This window comes from Sphingopyxis sp. (assembly GCF_040216815.1).
In the GTDB taxonomy this organism is placed as follows: domain Bacteria; phylum Pseudomonadota; class Alphaproteobacteria; order Sphingomonadales; family Sphingomonadaceae; genus Sphingopyxis.
This window is the reverse complement of the sequence record NZ_JAVJOJ010000001.1, coordinates 452217-471005: the sequence shown is the minus strand read 5'-3', so window position 1 is coordinate 471005 and position 18789 is coordinate 452217. Positions and strand designations below refer to the sequence as shown.

Sequence of the window (18789 nt, the reverse complement as noted above, 5' to 3'; positions counted from 1 at the left end):
GGCGCCGTTGATATGAAACGGTGGTGTTTCAGGGGGATTCGCTCACCGTTATTCTGTGGCTCGCTGGCGCGGCGCTGGCGACAATGATTGGCGCGATCACCGCCACGCCGGGGTGGCGCACAAAAGTCCTTTGGACGTTGACCGCCGTATTCGGGTTTTCGTGCGTGGTGTGGATAGCTGCGCCAGCCGCCAACCCGATTATGGCAGCCATTTCGCCATTCGCGGTAGCTCTTGTAGAAAGTAATGCGCTCGCGATGGTCGGAATTGTCGGCGTGGTTGCGCTAATGATCGGGGGGAAGTCGCAGAGCGCTGCCACGCCCCCCCCAATCGAGGCGGCACCCTACGACCCGCTCCCGGCGTTCGCGGATAGCACGGAAAGTAAAAGTAAGTGGCAACCGGATATATCGTTCGCTGAGGGCGCCGACTATCTGCGTAACAAAACCAGATGGAGAGCCTCTTACGGCATGTCTGGGGAAAGCGAGAAAGAGTTGATCGACGCCTTGAGCGCGGGTAAAATCACGGCGTGGGGCAAGGCTCACCCGAGCGACGAGGCTTGGTTTCAAATTATGCGCGGGTTTTGGTTCCGAGCTACGGTCACGTCGGCAACCAACTATGCGTTCTCCAATAACAGGAATGTCGGGGCTTCCGACATTCGACTGTCAAAAGGCGAATTAGAATTGGTTTGGCCGCCTAAGGCTTAGCGGGCTTTTCCGGCTTGGGTTTCGCCTTCACGACCTTCTTTAGCCGCTCGTCCCAGCGGGCTTCATCCTCGTCGGCTTCTAGCTCGCGGGCGGCTTGTTTGAACTTGTCGAGTTGGGACGGATTTTTGTCGGCCATCAGAATGCAAATCCCATCGAAGTCGAAAACGGCTTTTGAATGACAAGCGAGTAACGCCCCGCAATAATACCGCTCAGGGGGATGAGACCGCGCTTTGGTCGCTTGGTCGTCTCGTCACGATCATTTTCATCGAACGTGAACATCCTCGGGCAGTCGTAATAAATAGCAGTTGCAAGATGAATAGCATCTGGCGTTTCAACCGTTGGAAGATTCGACCGGCCCGATCTTCTTTCCTCTTGATAAAAGTTCCGAATTTCAGTTGCCAGATCGAGAATGGAAGAAGAAACATCCTTACGCTGAACTTTGGGGGGCCTGATTAGGCGCTCCATTGTGGTTCTCTGCTGGTCGGTAAGGGTGCACTCCAGAATTTCGGTTTTGGTGAGCGCGGAGGTGACAGCAATAACCTCACGGCGCTCTAGCTCCGCGGCGAATCCTGCCACATGCAAGGACTCGTCATCCTTTCGCTGCTCCCCAGTGAGCATCGCGATAAAGACACACGTGTCCACATAGATGATGGGCTTAGTCCCAGCCATGCCTCACTTTTCGAACAAACTCTTCGCATGCTACCCCGCCAGTGGCGTCAGGAGCTATGCCGAGTATCTCAGTAAAGCTAGGCTGATCTTCCCAGTCGTCCAGAACTTCAATCTTATTTGCCATGGCTTCGTATGGAAATTTTTCCCGCCATCGATATTTCAGCTCGCCCTGGATTTGCACATACTTACCGAGCGCTGGACGAACGCACGGTAAGAGGCGCTCTTCAAATTTGCAGGAGATGCGGTTGGCTCCCACAATAGGGTAGAGGCCGAAAGTATTCTTCTTCCCGTGGACATTTACCGCTTCCAACATTCCATCGACAGTGCCCTCGGAACTGGTGTCGGGACCGAAAACGCCTTCGATGCGCTTTCGGGCAGCAACATCGATGAGTATCGATTTGCCTGCGACTTCGATGGTCGCGCTACGCACGCTCTTGCCGACGACGGCTGCGAACTCTCGCAGCGCATCAAAGACGGGGCGGTCAAAACTGGGGGGCGCTTGCCCCCCTAAAACGACTGCCTCAATATCCGTGAAGAACCTTAGGCTCGCGCCCAACATTCCATCATCACGAACAGGCTCCATAACCACGGTGGCAGGGCTGTTCATGTGCATTTTGACGATCCGAGCGTCTACGCTCGTCCGCCTATCGGACAACGTCAGCAGCTGACGCAGCGCGTCAATTTGCTTGATGAAGTCAGCGGCGGCAATGGAATGATCGTCACCGCCGGTTGGACGGATCGTTACGCTCACCTGATCGGGATGATCAAAATCCGCCATAGGCGGATTCTAGATCATCCCGGAATCGAGGTAAAGCTATCTCTTTCTGTGCGGCTTCGTGCGCCAGCGGCTTCTGGTTCGGCCTATGGGTTTCGAATCACCCGTTTGCCCGCTCACCAGTTGACTTATAGGTGAGGCGCTTGCCGACGATACCCTGCATCGCAGCAACCGAGCGGTCGGTATCATTGCACCCAAGCGCGGCCCGGTTGTTATAGCGGAACTCATATTCCGCCAGATAGCGATGAAGATGCTGCTCGCCGCAGTGCTGGTAAATCCCCTTCATCCCCCGCTTGAAGATGCTAAAATAGCCCTCAACGGTGTTGCTGTGGATGCTGCGGTCGGTGAGGTTCACGTACTCGCCCTTGCCATGGCTGGTCGTGCCATGGGCGGAAAAGAACTTACCCATGTCGCGATAGCCGCTGTGCTCGTCGGTCATCACGCGAGCTTCGCGAGCGACGTTGGCGAGAACGATCGGCATCAGAGTTTCGGCCTTCACGTTCTCGACGACCATGGTGCGAGCCTTGCCGGTGTCGCGGTCAACGAGGGCGAGCACCTTCATCTTGTGGTGGAAGGCGCGCTTCTTTTCGACGCCCTTGAGATGACCGATGAAGGTTTCATCGACCTCGACCACGCCGCCGTTGCCGCCGAACGGGGTAAGTTCGCCGCTGGTCATGGCTTCGCGGATACGGTGCGCCAGAAACCACGCGCTCTTGTAGGTGATCTCAAGGATACGGTGGAGCTGGTGGGCGCTGATACCCTTCTTGCTGCTGGTCATCAGATAGACGGCCTGCATCGCCTTGTGGAGCGGAAGGCGCATGTGCTCGAACACGGTGCCAATCTTCACGGTGAACTGCTTTTTGCAATCACCGCAGCGCCACAGACCTTCGCGGATGCGCTTCGCCGGGTTCGCCTTGACCTTCGTGATGCGGTCCAGCCCGCCACAGTGCGGGCAAACCGAACCGTCCGCCCACACGATGCTTTCGAGGTGAGCAAAGGCAGCTTCTTCGCTGTGGAACTCGGGGCGGGACAGGGCAGACATGGCATTGAACTCCTTGAAGGATTCTATGCCATATCGTCACCGTGTTTGCAAGGTATATAATCACCAAGGAAAAAGCGGGCCGCGGAGCGTGAGGGAAGGGCGATCCGCGACCCAGGGAGGGGGCTATCCGGCGCCGGGCCGTATATTGTCCGGCCCCCAATAGGCGCGCGAACGGACGATTTTCCCGTCCGCACCGAATTCGACGACATTGATCGAATCGACTTCCATCGCGCCGCCCCCCAGCGTCGCTGAAAAGGCGAAAGCGGCAGAACGGCCGGCCGTGCATACGGGCGCCGTCAGCACCAGCTTCATGCCCGCATCGACCGCCTGTCGCATCAGCGCGTCGACCGCGGCATGACCCTGGCGTTCGGGCGTTCCGACCGGGTCCTCGATCCGGACGTCGGGTGCATAGAGTTGCAGCATGGCGTCGAGATCGCCGTTCGACAGCGCCGCCACATATTTCTCGATCGTGGCGGTCATTTCGCCATGGGTCGGCATGCCGCAGTCCTTTTCAATGCGCATCGGGAGCGGAGGAGCGGCGCAGGCATACCTGATGGCTGAGGCCCGACCCGTTCCACGATGCGAGCTCCCATCCCGCGGCGGCGGCAATCGGCTGAAAGCCGGACAGCCCGCGCCGCTGAAGGGTGAAATAGTCGGTGGCGACCGTTTCCTCGTCGACCGTCACCGATCCGAAAACATTGCGAACGATGTCGCCGAACTGTCCGAGCAGTTCGAGGTTCGCCGAAACGGCGGCGTCGTTCGCATATTCGAACAATCCGCCTTCGCTCGACAGCAAGGCGATCCCACCTTCGGCTCGGATCGCCTCGAGCCGGTCGCGCAGCGGACGCGTATCGTTCCAGTCGTAGGGAATGTGACGGAAAACGACATCGACCCCGGCAAGCGGCGCACCGGGGCGCGTCAGCTGCTCGATCGCAGCCTGGCCGAACGCGGCGCCTGGACCGGCAAGGTCGAGCACCTCTATCTCGATCCGCCGGTCGAGCAGTGCGGGTTCGTCTTCGGCCAGCATCAGCAACGCGTTGATGCTGTCGAACGCGGGGCCACCGGCGATGTTCAAAAGATGCAATGTACGAGGCCCCCAGAGATGGGGATCGCTGCGCACCGCCGTCGCCATCATGCCCGCGATCTGCTGCATCCGAACGCGTGTCAGCAGGGCGTGCGGCGATCCTGCGATCCGTTTTTCCAGCCGGCCATCGAAAGGCGACGGCAGATTCTTGTCACCCAGCTTGATCACATAGGTGCTGAGGCCGTCGAAGTGATCCGAGTCGGGATGGATCAGCGCTTTCATCAGCGGCGAACGCCGCGCCATCGTGCGCATCAGCCATTTCTGCACGACTGCCGGCACGCGCCGCTGTCGCCGGTCGGCCGCGACATATTCGCGGAGAAGCCGCTCAAGGAACTGTGGGTCGCGGCTGACCTTGAACGCGTCGTGGGTCAGGTCGAGGATCGGGAAACGATGGCCCTCGCTTGTCATCGCAAAGAGTAGATCGCGGCCCGGAGCCATCTGCCCATCCCCTTCACCCATTTGCTCCGCATCGAGAGTCAGCGCTGCCCGCGAAATGAGAAATGCGTTATAATATGTGCAACAACATACATAAAATAGCGTTTACAGCAAACATTATCGCTATATATGTCGATTTTTCTCATAAATCCTGTGCATATCGCTATTCTGATTTATTGCAGACCCAATATCAACCCGCTGGTCGGGACGCCCGATCCGGCCGTCACCAGTACCGGGCCGTCGCCCGGTACCTGATTGATCGACGTCCCGCGCACCTGGCGCACCGCTTCGGCGATGCCGTTGACGCCGTGGATATAGGCTTCGCCGAGCTGGCCGCCATTGGTGTTGACGGGAAGGCGTCCGCCGATTTCGAGATTGCCCTCGCGGATAAAGCTTTTCGCATCGCCCCTGGGTGCGAATCCGAAGGCTTCGAGTTGGGGCAGCACAAAGGGCGTGAAATGGTCGTAGAGCGTAGCGGTCCGAATATCGCGCGCGCCGATCCCTGCTTGGGCGTAGAGCTGGTCCGCGACGAGTTTCATTTCCGGAAGCGCGCTGATGTCCGCGCGATAATAGCTGGTCATCATCTGCTGGTCGTCGGTGGCGCCCTGCGCCGCCCCCAATATCACCGCGGCCGGCTGCGTCAGGCGCGCGGCGCGGCGGGCGCTGGTGATCACAAGGGCGACCGCGCCGTCCGATTCCTGGCAGCAGTCGAGCAGCCGCAATGGCTCGACGATCCAGCGCGAGGCCTGGTGGTCGTCGAGCGTGATCGGCTGGCCGTGGAACCATGCCGCCGGATTGTTCGCCGCGTGCCGGCGGCACGCCACCGCGACGCGTCCGAAATCTTCCGATGTCGCGCCATGCTCGTGCATGTAACGGCGCGCGGCCATCGCGATCCATGACGCGGGCGAGGCAAGGCCCGAGGGAACATAATAGCCGTAATGCGCCATCTCTGCGGTCGGCACCGCGGCGGGCGTGTAAGCGCCGCCGAACCGATATTGCGAGCGCTCGTTCATCGCGCGGTAGCAGACGACGACCTCGGCGACCCCGGTTGCAACCGCCATCGCCGCATGTATTACGGGCGCACACGCCGCACCGCCGCCATAATGGGTGCGCGAGAAAAATTTGAGGTTGCGGCCGCCAATATTGCGAAAGACCTCGATTTCGGGATTGTTGTCGAGCGTGAAGGTCGCGAGCCCGTCGACCTCGGCGGGATCGATCCCCGCATCGCGCAGCGCGGCGCGGACCGCCTCAACCGCGAGACGCAGTTCGGAACGGCCGCTGTTCTTTGAAAATTCTGTGGCGCCGATCCCGACGATTGCGGCCTTGCCCGACAGGTTCGAGGTCATGCCCTTTCCCCCTTGATCCGTTGATCCATGACCAGATGGACGACCGCCTCGACATGGGTTCCGATCCGGTTCCGCCCGATGACCTCGACCGAAAATCGCGGACCGTCGACCGCACCGACGACACCGTTCAGCTTCATCTCGTCGCCAGCGAAATTGGGCGTGCCGAGTTTGACGTCGATTCCCACGATCCGCGCGGCAGAACCCGCCCACTCGGCGACATAGCGTTGCACCATGCCGTTGGTTGAGAGGATATTCATAAAGATGTCGGGTACCCCCGCCGCCTTTGCCGCCGCCTGGTCATGGTGGACTTTCTCGAAATCATTCGTCGCGATCGCGGCGGCGACGATCGCCGATGCGGTGAGCGGAATGACGAGGCCGGGAAGCGACTGTCCCGGCGCGATATTTCGGTCCGTCGCCGCGCTCATGCGAGGGCTTCCGTCCGGCCTTCGGCAATCGCGCGGCCGATCTCTGCGAGCATCGGCATCCCGCCGCCCAGCGCGTGCCCGACCGCCATCGCCTCCAAGAAATAGCGGTGAATCGGATAGCTGATATCGGCGCCGATTCCGCCGTGGAGATGCTGAGCCGTGTGCGCGACGCGATGCCCTCCCGTCGCCGCCCAATATTTGGCGCTCGCCGCTTCGGCCGCGCCGCACATTCCCTGATCGTATCGCCATGCAGCGAGCAGCGCGGCCGACCGCATCGCCTCTACATCGATGAAGCCGTCGGCGGCGCGTTGCTGGACCGCCTGCATCGACCCCGTGGGCCGCCCGAACTGGATACGCGACGAGCTATACTCCGCGGTGCGGCGCAGCGCCTCCGCCGCCACCCCCACTTGCCGCTGCGCCAGCGCGATGCGCGCGCGCGCAATCAGGTCGGGCAGCGCATCGGGGCTGCCTTCACCCAACAACGCGGCGGCGGGCAACGCGGTCTCGGCGAAATGGAAACGCCCCTGCGGTTCGCCATTCGTCGCCCATTGCGGCTCCGGCGCCGGTGCGATCGCTGCGTCGACCAGAAACAGCATCGCATCGGTTTCGCCCTGCGCCGACACCAGCATCGCGCCGGCTTTTGCGGCATAGGGCACGGCGGTTTTTGTTCCGCTGAGGACCCACCTGTCCCCCGTCCGCCACGCGCGGGTTGCGGGGCGGGCGGGGTCGGCATTGCCTTCTTCCTCTATCGCCGCGGTCAAGAGCATTTCGCCCGCCAGCGCGCCGGGCAGATAATGTCTGCGCTGGGCATCCGAACCGAAGCGATCGATCGTCATTGCGCCCATCACGATCGAAGGGATCAGCGGAACCCTGGCAAGCGTTCGCCCCTGTTCCTCGAGCAGCAGGCCGAAATCGATCATTCCAAGCCCAAGCCCGCCCCAGCGGGTGCCGATGGCGAGTCCCAGCAGGCCGGTCTCTGCAAGCGCGCGCCATGCCGCCGCATCATATGCGCCGTCGCGCGGATCGTCGTCGGCGCCCCGCTCGCCCAATATGCGCGCGGCAAGGTCGCGTAGCGCGACTTGATCATCGGAATAGGTAAAGTCCATTGATGTTCCTCACACGAGCCGGAAGCCGGGCAGCAGATAGCCCGGCTCGACCTCGAAAAAGTCGACGAGGACGGCGCGTCCGATCGCGATCTCGGCGATGTCGGCGTCGAGCAGGTTGGCGGTCATGCGCACCCCCTCTTCCAGCTCGACAAGCACGACGGGCAGCGGATAGGTAAAGCCGGGAAGCTGTGGCTGGTGGACGATCGCGAAGCTGTGGATCGTGCCGTGTCCGCTCGCTTCGACAATGTCGAAATCGAGCGCGCCCGTTTCGGGATCCATCGGTCCGGGGGGGTGGCGCAGCCTTCCGCCGAATGACTGGAACAGCAATTTCCGCCGGGCGATCCCCTCCCAGTAAAAGGCATTGTCGTGGGTAATCGCGGGTCGCGGGTGACGGGGCGCCGGCGGCGTTTCGGTTAAGGGTTCGGCCGGCCGGGCGCGGGTCGGCTTGAATTTGAAGAGCCGGAACTCCATCGCGCCAACCCGTGCGCCGGCGGCGTCGGCGAATTCATAGGCGAGCGTCACGAAATGGCCGATCCCCAGCGCGGTTCGCTTTTCTTCCGATACATCGGCGACGGTCGCGCGCGCGCTTATCAGGTCGCCCGGGACGAGGTACCGGTCGTATCGCTGCGCGACGTTGGTTGCGACCACTCCGCTATAACCGGCGGCGTCGAACAGCCGCAGCACCGCGATGCTTTCCGCGTCCGTCCGTCCGCCCGGACGATAGGGCGCCATCGTCCATACATCGAGCATTGCGGGCGGCGCGACGATGCCCGGCAGCCCCGCCGCCCGCGCTGCCGACGCGTCGGTATAGATCGGATTGGCCTCGCCCATCGCGTCGCACCAGCGGCGGATCATCGGCAGGTTGACGGGATCGCGCGCGACCTGGTCGGGCATCGCCGTGCGGCCGATCCAGCTTCGCGCCTCCGCAAGCAGCGTGTCGTGCCCCATCATCTTTCCCCGCGCGGCATACCGAGCCCTGCCTGTGCCACCATATCGCGCAGCACTTCGGCGGTGCCGCCGCCGAATGTGTTGATCTGGCATTTGCGATATTCGGCCTCGATCCGGCCGTGGAGTATCGCTCCCGCCGAACCGGCGCGCAGCAGCCCGGACGAACCGAATATGTCGAGCAGCAGCCGCATCACCCGGATCACGCTTTCGGTGCCGAAGACCTTGAGCGCGCTGGCGCGCGCGGCTTGTCCTGCGCCGGCCCCGAAGTCCGCGGCGACGCGATCGGCGGTCACGCCGACCGCACTGAGCAGCGCATAGCATTCGGCGAGGGCCATCTGGACCCAGGGCGTATCGACCGGCCGCGTGCCGCTCGCTTCCGATGCTTCGCGCGCCCAGGCGACGACCGCGTCGAAGCAGCCGCGCGCGGCGTAGCTGAGCGCGGCGAGACCGATGCGTTCGTGGTTGAGCTGTTCGGCGATCAGGCGCCAGCCGCCGCCGATCTCGCCGACCACCATATCCGCAGGGACGCGCACATCGTCATAATAGGTCACGTTGGTGCGGACGTCACCCACGGTTCGGATCGGCGACAGGCTGAAACCCGGCAGGCGCGTGTCGACCATGAAGATGGAAATGCCGCGGTGCGGCGGCACGTCGGTATCGGTACGCGCGGCGAGGAAGATATAGTCGGCGCCTTCTGCGCCACTGGTGAAGACCTTTTGGCCGTTGATGACGAAATCACCGCCATCGCGTACCGCGCGCGTTTTGAGGCTGGCGAGGTCGGTTCCCGCACCGGGCTCCGAATAGCCGATGGCGAAGATCAGCTCGCCCAGGGCGATGCGCGGCAGGATCATCCTTTTCTGCTCATCGCTCGCGATCCGCATCAGGGCCGGGCCGACCGTGTTGACGGTGACGAAGGGAAAGGGCGCTTCGGCGAGAACCAGCTCTTCGAGCAGGATTTTCTGCGCAAGCGGATCGAGCCCGCGGCCGCCATATTCGATCGGCCAGCCGGGTGTCAGCCATCCGTCGCGCCCCATCTGGCGGATCGCGGCGCGATATTCGGGGCCGCTCTCTGCGCCGCGGGTCGCAGCCCGAAGCTCCGGGGTCATCAGCGCGGCAAGATAGGCGCGGAATTCGGCGCGGAGGGCCCTTTGTGCGTCCGTCGGACCAACGTGAATCATGCGGCGTCTCTTTCGAAGGGCGGAAACGCGAGCCGTGCGAGCGTGTCGGGGGTCAGCGGCACATAGGTCTGGCCCGCAGGGTCGGCGATATAGAGGCGGTCGGTCCCGACTGCGGCGGGATCATAGCCCTGGCGTTGCAGATCGACCTTGCGGAGCTTGAAGGTCGCGGTCAGGTCTGCGGTCACGCCGATGCGGACAAAGACCGGCACGGCATAGGGGGCGAGTTCCCCCTCGCAATGCCGATAGAAGGCGGCGGGATCGAAATGCGCGGGATCGGCATAGGTCAGTGCCGCCATGCCCGCCCGGCCTTCGGCTCCCGGAACGTGGACGCCATAGACATTCACCATCTCGGGGCCGGCAAAACGGCCGAGCGCGGCCTCGACCTCCTGCGTCGAGACATTCTCGCTCTTCCAGCGGAACGTGTCGCCCAGACGGTCGACGAAAAAAAAATAGTCGTCGGCGTCGAACCGCACGAGATCGCCCGACCGGAACCACGCGTCGCCGGGACGAAAAAGATCGCGCAGCAATTTCGCTTCGCTCGCCGCGCGGTTCGTATAGCCTTCGAAATATCCCGCGATTCCGGTGCCGTCGAGCACTTCGGCGATCAGCTCGCCGACCTCGCCTGGGCGCGCCAATAGGGGCTTTCCGGCCGCGTCGCGCGCGTGGTCGCCCGCTTCCATATCCCATTTCAGAACGCGGATATTGGTCGCGTCGGGATAGGGCAGGCGGCCAACCGAGCCGATCCGGTTGTCGGCGTTGCTGAGGCTGTAATTCCCTTCGGTCGCGCCCAGCCCCTCGATAATGTCGGCGACGCCGAAACGATCGACGAAAGCGCGCCAGTGGTCGGCGCGCAGCCCGGCGCCGCACATGGCGCGCAGCGTATGGTCGCGGTCGTCGGGGCGCGGCGGGGCAGCGAGGAGGTAGCGAACGATCTCGCCGATATAATAGGTCGCGGTTACATGGTGGCGCCGGATGTCGTTCCAGAATTCGGTCCGGCTGAACTTTCGGCGAAGCAGGAGGGGGCGCCCCTCTGCCATTGCGACCGACGGAACCACCATGCCGCCCGCGCCATGGAACAAGGGCAGGAAATCGTAGATGACCCCGTCGGCTCCGAAATCCAGCAGACCCGCCATCATCTCGCCCGCGTTGAAGAAGCGCAGATGACTCATCCGCGCCGCCTTTGGCAGTCCGGTGGTGCCCGACGTGAAGATATAATAGAGCGGGTCGCCCATGACGAGATGCGCGCGATGCTCCCGGCCGGGGCGCCGGTCCGACGCGGCCTCAAGACGCTGGTTGAAGTCGATCCAGCCCGGATGCCCTTGTTTCGCGATGCCGGCTTCGCTGTCCTCGAAGATCAGGCGCGGCAGCGCCGCCGCGTCAAGCGCAGCGACCGCCGGAACCAGCGGCGTATCGACGATCAGCGCGGTCGCTTCGACCTCGCGGAGCGCATGGGCAAGCGCCGCCCCGGTCGTCGATGTGTTGATCAGCGCCGCGACGACACCGATTTTCGCCAGCCCGATCCAGATCAGCAGAAATTCGGGCCGGTTGAGCATCATCAGCGCGACGACGTCGCCGGGCCCCAGCCCCGCCTGCATCGCGGCGTTCGCCACGCGGTTGGCGAACAGGTCAGCCTCGGCATAGCTGATGGCGTGGTCTTCGAAGAGGATGAACGGAATAGCCGCCGAATCGTTCGCGCGCTCCTCGAACCGGTCGGCGACGGTATAGCGTTTGTCGCGCGCAAAACCGGCGAGGCGCGAATAGCCGCGCCGAAGCCGCGCATCGGATTGGGCGCGTGTCGGAATGATAAAATCGGACATGACGGACCGTGTTTCTCCCTGCTCCGTGCCGGTCCCTTCCTAATTTTCATTCGCGGATCGTGGGGAGAAAATTACATCGCAATTCTGATGCAATTATCGCTTTTCCTGCATGAATTGCGTTTCATGGCGCGCATGGAATTGCACCTTACGTGGGTCGGGCATAGGTGTCGGCGATCGGGAAGGTCGCCAGCCATGGAGGGTGAACAGGTGGAGTTTGACCGGAAATTGAGCGCCGCCGACCGCGATATCCGGTTGCCGATTCCGTTCGGCTGGTATGTGGTCGGCTATTCGGACGAGCTTCCCGTGGGGGGCGTCCGGCCTCTACGCTATTTTGACCGCGAACTCGTACTCTGGCGCGGCGAAGACGGGCGGACGCGCATGCTCGATGCCTATTGCCGGCATCTGGGCGCGCATCTGGGCCACGGCGGCCGGGTCTCGGGCAACAGCATCGTCTGTCCGTTCCATGCCTGGGCCTATGACGATCGCGGAACCGTCGTCGACATTCCCTATTCGCGGTCGATCCCGCCCCGGGTCAAGCGTCCCTGCGTGCGGAGCTGGCCGGTGGTTGAGAAGAATCGATTGATCTGGGCATGGTATCACCCCGCGGGCGTGGCGCCGCAGTGGGAGGTCGCCGACGTTCCCGAGGCGACGGATCCCGAATGGACCGCGTGCGAGCGCTTTGAATGGCACATCAACGTCCATCTTCAGGACATGGCCGAAAACGGATCGGACACGGCGCATTTCCAATATACGCATGGCACGGCCGCTTATCCCGAGCAGAAGACCGCCTTTGACGGCCATATCATGCGCACCGACATCAATGCGCCGATGGATACGCCGCGCGGCCAGGTTCCGGGCGGGATCCATGTTGTCAACGTCGGACCGGGCCAGTCGTGGACGCGTTTCACGGGCATTTCGGAAACGCTGCTGATTTCGGGCGTCACGCCGGTCGCGGTCGACCATGTCCACGTCCGCTTTTGTTTTCTGCAGCCGAAGGCGCAGGCCGAAGGCCCTACTGCCGCGGTCGCGGCCGCGATCATCCGCGAGGTCGTCCGTCAGCTCGAACAGGACAAGCGCATTTGGGACAACAAGGCCTATGTCGCGTCCCCGATCTTGTGCCAGGGGGATGGAGCGATCGACCGCTGGCGCCGCTTCTATGCGCAATTTTACCCCGCCGACGCGGCCTGCGAGCCGGAGGCCGTAACGTGATGATGGCCCGGCCGCGGAGCCCGCGCCGATTGGGTGCGAAAGGCGCTGGGGGTCGATCCCGTGCTTTGGCGAAAGCTGTGCGAAAAGCTGGCGCAGCTTCGGAAGCCCAGCATCGACGCGATCTGTTTCAGCGGAATCCCCCGGTCGCGCAGCAGGATGCGCGCTTTTTCGAGCCGGACCTTGGCGATCCATTGATGCACGGTCTGGCCGGTCGCAGATTTGAAGCCGCGCGACAAATGGCCGGTGCTGATCCCGAGACGACTCGCAATCTCGTCCAGCCGGATGCGCTGCCACTCGCTTTCGTACACGAAATTTTCGATCAGGCTGAGTTGCCAAGGGGCGAGCGCGCCCGTCGATGTGGCAAGCAGGCGGCCCCGCGCGAGATAGCGCCGGAAATCGGTCCGCAGCACCATCGCGAGATGCTCGACGAGCGTTTCGGAGTCGGGGCCGGGCCGCATGACTTCCTCTCCCAGCCGCTGCATGACGTTCCAGATATTGGGATCGCGAACGTCGCTGCAGAGCGCGAGCAGTCGCGCGTCGTTGCGGTCGAACCCGTCGAGCAGAAAGCCCTGCCCAAGCGAGCAGAAGACGATGCGCTTCGACCCGCCGGGCCCAAAGGCCGCGATCTCGGTTCCCGCCGGGATGAAGATGAGGCTGCCGAGCGCGAGCAGCTTGCTTGTGCCTTCATCGCTCGTGAAATAGCCGCTCGAATCGCGCACCAATTCGGTGCAGAGAGCCAGAATGTCGCGGGTCGGACGGCGAATGTGCCGCGCGGCACGGTCGACATGATAAACCGTCGACCAGACCCGCGCGTTCGCGCTGATGATCTCTCCCTGCCGTTTTTGCGCGCGCATCATCCCTTCCCATTCCATGGCCGTGCCGATTTTTCGGCCAATTCGTATTCTGCGTACGATAATGCGACGCAATCCTTGGTCCGTAAAGCGAAAACATTGCCATTGTGCAGAGCGGTGCGGCGATGACGGACCCGGTCCTGGAAACGCTGACCGGGGCGGGGGAGCCGTTCGAGCTGGCCCGCGATGCGGTCGGGCGAGTCCAATTCGCGCGCGCGCCCCGCAATCTTCGGGATCTGTTTTCGGAATGCCGCCGCCATGGCGATGCTACATGTCTGGTAGAGGCTGATCGACGGCTCTCCTATGCGCAAAGCTTCGAGCGGGCCGATGCTCTGGCGGCTCAGCTTGCCGGGGAGTTCGGCATCGGTGCGGGCGACCATGTCGGGATCGCCATGCGCAACGGCATCGATTGGGCGATTGCGTTTCTTGCGCTCGTTGCGACGGGGGCGGTCGCAGTTCTGGTGAACAGCCGGCTGGCACCGCCGGCGCTGCGTTCGACGGCCGAGGCGACAGCGCTTCGCCTGATCCTGGCCGACGACCGGCGTTCAGAGATGCTCGGCGCGGCGGGATGCCGCATCCCGATCCTTCGGGCGCGCGATTTTCGCGAGACGGGACGGTTCCAGGCATCCGCCGATCGCGACGCCGATGCTCCCGCCGCGATCCTCTTTACCTCGGGAACGACGGGATTCAGCAAAGGTGCGGTGCTGACCCACCGCAATCTCGTGACCGGGTTGATGAGCGTCCAGCTCGCCGGCCTGATGGTGTTGCACAACCTTGCCCGCGACCATGGTATCCCGCCCGACGTGTTGCTGGCGAAGCGAGGGCAGGCGGCGACCTTGCTGGTCTTTCCGCTGTTCCACATTTCGGGGCTCGCGGCCGGGCTGCTCAGCACGATGCTGGCGGGCGGCAAGGTGGTCGTCATGTCGCGCTGGGAGGCGCAGGCGGCGGCGATGCTGGTCGAACGCGAACGGATCACGGCGCTTGCGGGGGTGCCGACGATGATATGGGACCTTTTGAACCGGGCCGACCTTGGCCAGTGCGACCTCTCCTCGCTCGCCAATATCGGAACGGGGGGGCAGGCGCTGCCGGTCAATCTGGTGGACGCGATTGCGCGCGCCTGCCCCCATGCGGTGATCGGTAGCGGCTATGGCATGACCGAAACCACTGGAACGGTTGCGATGGCGATGGGGCGTGAATTTTTGCGCAAGCGCGCATCGTCGGGACGGGTGATGCCGATCGTCGATGTGCGGATAGTGGGCGAGGATGGGGCGATATTGCCCACGGGCGCGGCCGGCGAAATTCACGTCCGCGGCGCGACGGTGATGCAGCGATACTGGGGGCAGCCGGCCGAGACCGCCGATGTGCTCGACGCCGAGGGCTGGCTGAAGACCGGCGACGTCGGCCGCATCGACGACGAAGGTTTTTTGTTCATCGTCGACCGCAAGAAGGACATGGTGATTTCGGGCGGCGAAAATATCTACTGTGCCGAGGTCGAGCGCGTTCTTTGCGAAGACGGCCGGGTCGTCGAATGTGCGGCGTTCGGGATTCCCGACCCGCGGCTCGGCGAACGGCTGGTTGCCGTCGTCGCGATCGGCGAAGCGCGGCCCGATCCGTCAGAGGAGGAGATGCGCGCACTCGTTGCTGCCAATCTCGCTGCGTACAAGGCGCCGACACGCATCGTCTTCACCCGCAATCCGCTGCCGCGCAATGCCGTGGGCAAGATCGACAAGGCTTCGCTGCGCGATTGCTGGGAAAGAATGCAACAGGAGCGGACAGAATGACTATTCCGGCCGGTGTGGAAATCATCGATTGCATGATGGGAATCCCCGAGCGGGAAAATCGATCGGACTGGTACGCCGCCTTTCGGCCGCTGATTCGCGACCGGCAGAGCCTCGAAGAATTCGCCATGCCAGCGCAATATATGTTCAAGGATATACCTGAGCTGGAGGCGGTCGACGATTTCCTGACTTGGACGCTGGCGCAAATGGACCGGCATGGGATTGCGAAGGCGCTGGTCGCATGGCGCGGAAGCGAAACCTGCCACCGCGTGCTCGAACGCTGCCGCGACCGGTTCCTGTTCGACTTGCCGTGCAATCCGAACGCCGGGCTGGATGAGGTCCGCCGCATCCGGCGCGTTCATGCGGAGGTCGGCCTGAGTTCGATCAGCGTCTTTCCCGCGGGCACCTATCCGCAGGTCGCTATCAACCACAAATATATGTTCCCCCTCTATACGGTCGCCGCCGAGCTGGGCTTGCCGATCAACCTCACCGTCGGGGTGCCCGGACCGCGCATTCCGTTCGAAACGCAGAAGGTCGAACATCTCGACGAGATTTGCTGGTTTTTTCCCGAACTGACGGTCGTGATGCGACACGGGGGGGAGCCGTGGGAGGATCTCGCGGTGAAGCTGATGCTGAAATATCCCAATCTCTATTATGCGACGAGCGCCTTCGCGCCCAAACATTATCCGAAATCGATCGTCGACTTTGCCAATACGCGAGGCGGCGACAAGATTCTTTACGCGGGATATTTTCCGATGGGATTGAGCCTGGATCGCATCTTCCGCGAATTGCCCGAAGTGCCTTTTCGCGACGAAGTCTGGCGCAAATTTTTGTCGGGCAATGCGCGAAAGGTCTATCGCATCGCCGATTGAGGCCGGCTGCCGCGGCAGCCGAAAAGAAGGGCGGGGGTTGACTGCCAGCGGCTGGCCCATTTTCGGATTATGGCACTTTCCTGCCAACTCATTACGCAAAATTTGGAATGAAATGCCATATCATATGTGTTATGCGTCTAAGCCGTAAATAAAATATTCGCAAGGAGTGCAGGGTGGCCACGACTGCCGATTATCGCCTGGGCCCACACATCTTTCCCCGCGGCTGGTTCATGGTGGCGCCGAGCGCCGATCTTGCGTCCGTCCCCTTGTCGTGCCGTTTCTTTGCGCGGGACCTGGTCCTGTATCGCGGCGAGAGCGGCCGGGCCTATATGGTCGACGCTTATTGTCCCCACATGGGTGCGCATCTGGGACGGAACAGCACCAGCTACATCGTGATGGACGGCGAGCGGATCGAGGGCGAAAATATCCGATGCCCCTTTCACGGCTGGCGCTTCGGTTCCGACGGGGTCTGCAACCAAATCCCCTACAGCGACCAGAAGCCCCCGAAAGCCGCGCGCATTTATCACTGGGATGTGGTCGAGCGTGCGGGCGTGATCTGGGCATGGCACGATGCGGAAGGACATCCGCCCCAGCCCGACCTGCTTCCCGGATTCGAGGCATGGGACCATCCGCACTGGGTTCGCTGGATGATCGACGACCTTGGCACCTTGCCGCAGCATCCGGTCGAGATCGTTGATAATATGACCGATTTTGCGCATTTTTCGCCTATCCACGGATCACGCAACATTCGCTATTTCTACAATGAGTTCGACGGTCCGCGCCAATGGCAGATGTTCGGCGCCGGGCACCGAACGCTGGTCGACACGGCCGAAGATCTGCTCGAACTCGACACCTGGTATACCGGACCGGCCATATTGCAGTCGCGAATGCGCGGAAGTTTTCCGACGCATATGCTGATCGCACACACGCCGGTCGAAGACGGTCTCGTCCAGGTGTGGCACGCGCTGATGGTCGATATGGGGCGGCCCGCGGTCGATGCGGACATCCGCGCCGCGCACGCCTATGCTCAGGCGAGCGCCGACGCGCTGCGCCAGGATTTTGAGATTTGGGTGCACAAGCGGCCGTGTCTCCACCCGCTGATGGTGCGCGGCGACGGGCCGACCGACAAAAATCGCCTTTGGTATTCGCAATTCTACCGACCGCTTGCCGAGGCTGCCGACGTTCACGCGCGCCTGCCGCGCCGCGTCGTCACCGTGGACCGCGATGACGAAGTGGGCCGGCGAAGCGCCGCTGCCTGATGAAAAGCCGCGTCGCCGCCGCGCGCGAAGAAGGATGTTATTCGGTGATCGGGCGCGGGGCTTGAACGTCGCACACGATCCGCGCCCCGCGCAACTCGTAACCCGTTATCATCGGATTCCAGGCGATGCCGGGGGCCTTCTCAAGCCGGATGCCGGGAAGGCGCAGCAGGGCGTCCAGAAAGATCGACGCTTCGTGCAGCGCCACCAATGCACCAGGGCACCGATGTGCGCCGTCGCCAAAGGACATCACGGACCGGCCGACTTTCGCGGCGATCGGCCGATCGGGATCGACGCGATGCGGACAGGAGCCGACGACCGCTTCATCGCCGTTCGCCGCGCGGATGTCGATTGCGACGGCGCGCGCGACGCCGGGCAACCGGCGATAAAGCGTCCCGACCACGGGTTCGACTCGCAATATTTCTTCGAGCAGTGCGATCTTGCCCGCCTCGTCGGCGGCGATGAAATGCGCGCGGAGTTCGGGGCGCTCGAACATCCACCAGGCCGCCATGGTGATGAACTCGCGCGTCGTGACCATGCCGGCCGCACCATAGGTGACGCATTCGGTCAATATGTCCCGATCAGCATAGCCTTCGGCGATCAGGTGCGAAATGACATCGTCCTGCGGTTCGGCGCGGCGCGACGCGATGGCGGGGAGCACGTCGCGCCGGAAAAAGCGAAACACATGCCATTGGCTCAGGATCATGCGCGCGAAGGCGAGAATCCCTGACCGCGCCGTGCCGCCGCCTGCGGTGAAGGCTTCGATTCGCTGCGCCATCGCGCGCCGGTCGCTGTCGGTGAGGCCGACGATGGCGGCCGCCACGGCCACGGCCAGCTCGAGCGCCAGCGCGTCGAGGTTGGCGCTCCCCTCACGCTGCAGCGTGCCGAGAAGCCGTTCGGTTTCGGCGGCTATCAGCGCACGATAGCGACCGGACACGGCCGCGGGCGCGAAAAAGCGGGCGGTGGCCTTGCGTTGGCGGCGGTGCGCCTCGCCCGACAAAAAGAGAATTGGCGGCCGGATGCTTCCGAAGCGGTCGACGAGGTTCGCCAGAAAGCCCGCTTGTCGGGCTTGCTCGTCGCGAAGCACGGCACGTGCGCCCGCAAAGTCCGCCACAGTATCGCCATGGCGCACAAAGCCCCCCGAGCGGGCGACATGCGCGGTCTTCCGTTCGTCTTCCGTCGGCGGGCGCGGCGTGATCATCGACCTCAATCTGCTTTGAGTCCGCTGCCGACGATACCCACAAATGGTGATTTTGCGCTGACGGTGCGGCGGGCATCGACGGGGGCACGATGTTGG

19 protein-coding genes are annotated in these 18789 nt (G+C 63.1%); 5 read left to right on the top strand and 14 right to left on the bottom strand.

Features of this window, described 5'->3' with window-relative positions; translation table 11 throughout:
• Positions 1–23: 23 nt before the first annotated feature.
• On the top strand, positions 24–701 hold the full coding sequence (locus RIA72_RS02290) for a hypothetical protein (protein WP_350030736.1): 678 nt from the start codon (positions 24–26) through the stop codon (positions 699–701).
• Here RIA72_RS02290 and RIA72_RS02285 read toward each other — a convergent pair.
• From RIA72_RS02285 to RIA72_RS02230, 12 genes are all read right to left on the bottom strand, one after another.
• Positions 691–837, bottom strand: a complete 147-nt coding sequence (locus RIA72_RS02285) for a hypothetical protein (protein WP_350030735.1) — start codon at positions 835–837, stop codon at positions 691–693. The two genes, RIA72_RS02290 and RIA72_RS02285, sit on opposite strands and share 11 nt — an antisense overlap.
• A complete protein-coding gene (locus tag RIA72_RS02280; RefSeq protein WP_350030734.1) occupies positions 837–1370 on the bottom strand; it encodes a type II toxin-antitoxin system VapC family toxin in 534 nt (177 codons plus the stop codon). Before RIA72_RS02280 ends, RIA72_RS02285 begins: the two co-directional genes overlap by 1 nt.
• Positions 1357–2148 carry a hypothetical protein gene (locus tag RIA72_RS02275; RefSeq protein ID WP_350030733.1) on the bottom strand — a complete coding sequence of 264 codons (792 nt, stop codon included), beginning with the start codon at positions 2146–2148 and terminating at the stop codon, positions 1357–1359. The genes RIA72_RS02280 and RIA72_RS02275 overlap by 14 nt, the downstream gene beginning before the upstream one ends.
• 97 nt (positions 2149–2245) lie before the next feature.
• The gene (locus RIA72_RS02270; protein ID WP_350030732.1) at positions 2246–3187 is read right to left on the bottom strand and encodes an IS1595 family transposase; all 942 of its coding nucleotides are present in this window, start codon (positions 3185–3187) and stop codon (positions 2246–2248) included.
• A 123-nt stretch (positions 3188–3310) separates the two neighbouring features.
• Positions 3311–3685: a nuclear transport factor 2 family protein gene (locus RIA72_RS02265; protein ID WP_350030731.1), complete on the bottom strand. Its 375-nt coding sequence runs from the start codon at positions 3683–3685 to the stop codon at positions 3311–3313.
• A gap of 13 nt (positions 3686–3698) precedes the next feature.
• The gene (locus RIA72_RS02260; RefSeq protein WP_350030730.1) at positions 3699–4709 is read right to left on the bottom strand and encodes a hypothetical protein; all 1011 of its coding nucleotides are present in this window, start codon (positions 4707–4709) and stop codon (positions 3699–3701) included.
• A 170-nt stretch (positions 4710–4879) separates the two neighbouring features.
• Positions 4880–6052 carry a lipid-transfer protein gene (locus RIA72_RS02255; protein ID WP_350030729.1) on the bottom strand — a complete coding sequence of 391 codons (1173 nt, stop codon included), beginning with the start codon at positions 6050–6052 and terminating at the stop codon, positions 4880–4882.
• Entirely contained in the window at positions 6049–6477 is a 429-nt protein-coding gene (locus tag RIA72_RS02250; protein ID WP_350030728.1) for a MaoC/PaaZ C-terminal domain-containing protein, read from the bottom strand. Before RIA72_RS02250 ends, RIA72_RS02255 begins: the two co-directional genes overlap by 4 nt.
• Positions 6474–7583 (bottom strand): acyl-CoA dehydrogenase family protein, encoded by a 1110-nt coding sequence (locus RIA72_RS02245; RefSeq protein WP_350030727.1) that lies wholly within the window; start codon positions 7581–7583, stop codon positions 6474–6476. The genes RIA72_RS02250 and RIA72_RS02245 overlap by 4 nt, the downstream gene beginning before the upstream one ends.
• Positions 7584–7592: 9 nt before the next feature.
• Positions 7593–8534, bottom strand: coding sequence for a bifunctional MaoC family dehydratase N-terminal/OB-fold nucleic acid binding domain-containing protein (locus RIA72_RS02240; protein ID WP_350030726.1), 942 nt, complete (start codon positions 8532–8534; stop codon positions 7593–7595).
• A complete protein-coding gene (locus tag RIA72_RS02235) occupies positions 8531–9709 on the bottom strand; it encodes an acyl-CoA dehydrogenase family protein (RefSeq protein WP_350030725.1) in 1179 nt (392 codons plus the stop codon). The genes RIA72_RS02240 and RIA72_RS02235 overlap by 4 nt, the downstream gene beginning before the upstream one ends.
• Positions 9706–11526, bottom strand: coding sequence for a long-chain-acyl-CoA synthetase (locus RIA72_RS02230; protein ID WP_350030724.1), 1821 nt, complete (start codon positions 11524–11526; stop codon positions 9706–9708). The genes RIA72_RS02235 and RIA72_RS02230 overlap by 4 nt, the downstream gene beginning before the upstream one ends.
• Positions 11527–11733: 207 nt before the next feature.
• Here RIA72_RS02230 and RIA72_RS02225 point away from each other — a divergent pair, with 207 nt between their 5' ends.
• On the top strand, positions 11734–12735 hold the full coding sequence (locus tag RIA72_RS02225) for a Rieske 2Fe-2S domain-containing protein (RefSeq protein WP_350030723.1): 1002 nt from the start codon (positions 11734–11736) through the stop codon (positions 12733–12735).
• Here RIA72_RS02225 and RIA72_RS02220 read toward each other — a convergent pair.
• Positions 12693–13592, bottom strand: a complete 900-nt coding sequence (locus RIA72_RS02220) for a helix-turn-helix transcriptional regulator (RefSeq protein ID WP_350030722.1) — start codon at positions 13590–13592, stop codon at positions 12693–12695. The two genes, RIA72_RS02225 and RIA72_RS02220, sit on opposite strands and share 43 nt — an antisense overlap.
• Positions 13593–13711: 119 nt before the next feature.
• Here RIA72_RS02220 and RIA72_RS02215 point away from each other — a divergent pair, with 119 nt between their 5' ends.
• The 3 genes from RIA72_RS02215 to RIA72_RS02205 all read left to right on the top strand — a co-directional run bounded on the left by RIA72_RS02215 (position 13712) and on the right by RIA72_RS02205 (position 17495).
• Positions 13712–15367, top strand: coding sequence for a class I adenylate-forming enzyme family protein (locus RIA72_RS02215; protein ID WP_350030721.1), 1656 nt, complete (start codon positions 13712–13714; stop codon positions 15365–15367).
• Positions 15364–16236, top strand: coding sequence for an amidohydrolase family protein (locus RIA72_RS02210; protein ID WP_350030720.1), 873 nt, complete (start codon positions 15364–15366; stop codon positions 16234–16236). The genes RIA72_RS02215 and RIA72_RS02210 overlap by 4 nt, the downstream gene beginning before the upstream one ends.
• Positions 16237–16409: 173 nt before the next feature.
• Positions 16410–17495 carry a Rieske 2Fe-2S domain-containing protein gene (locus RIA72_RS02205; RefSeq protein ID WP_350030719.1) on the top strand — a complete coding sequence of 362 codons (1086 nt, stop codon included), beginning with the start codon at positions 16410–16412 and terminating at the stop codon, positions 17493–17495.
• Between the two features lie 37 nt (positions 17496–17532).
• Here the strand turns inward: RIA72_RS02205 and RIA72_RS02200 are convergent, their stop codons facing one another.
• Positions 17533–18693, bottom strand: coding sequence for a cytochrome P450 (locus tag RIA72_RS02200; protein WP_350030718.1), 1161 nt, complete (start codon positions 18691–18693; stop codon positions 17533–17535).
• Between the last annotated feature and the right edge of the window lie 96 nt (positions 18694–18789).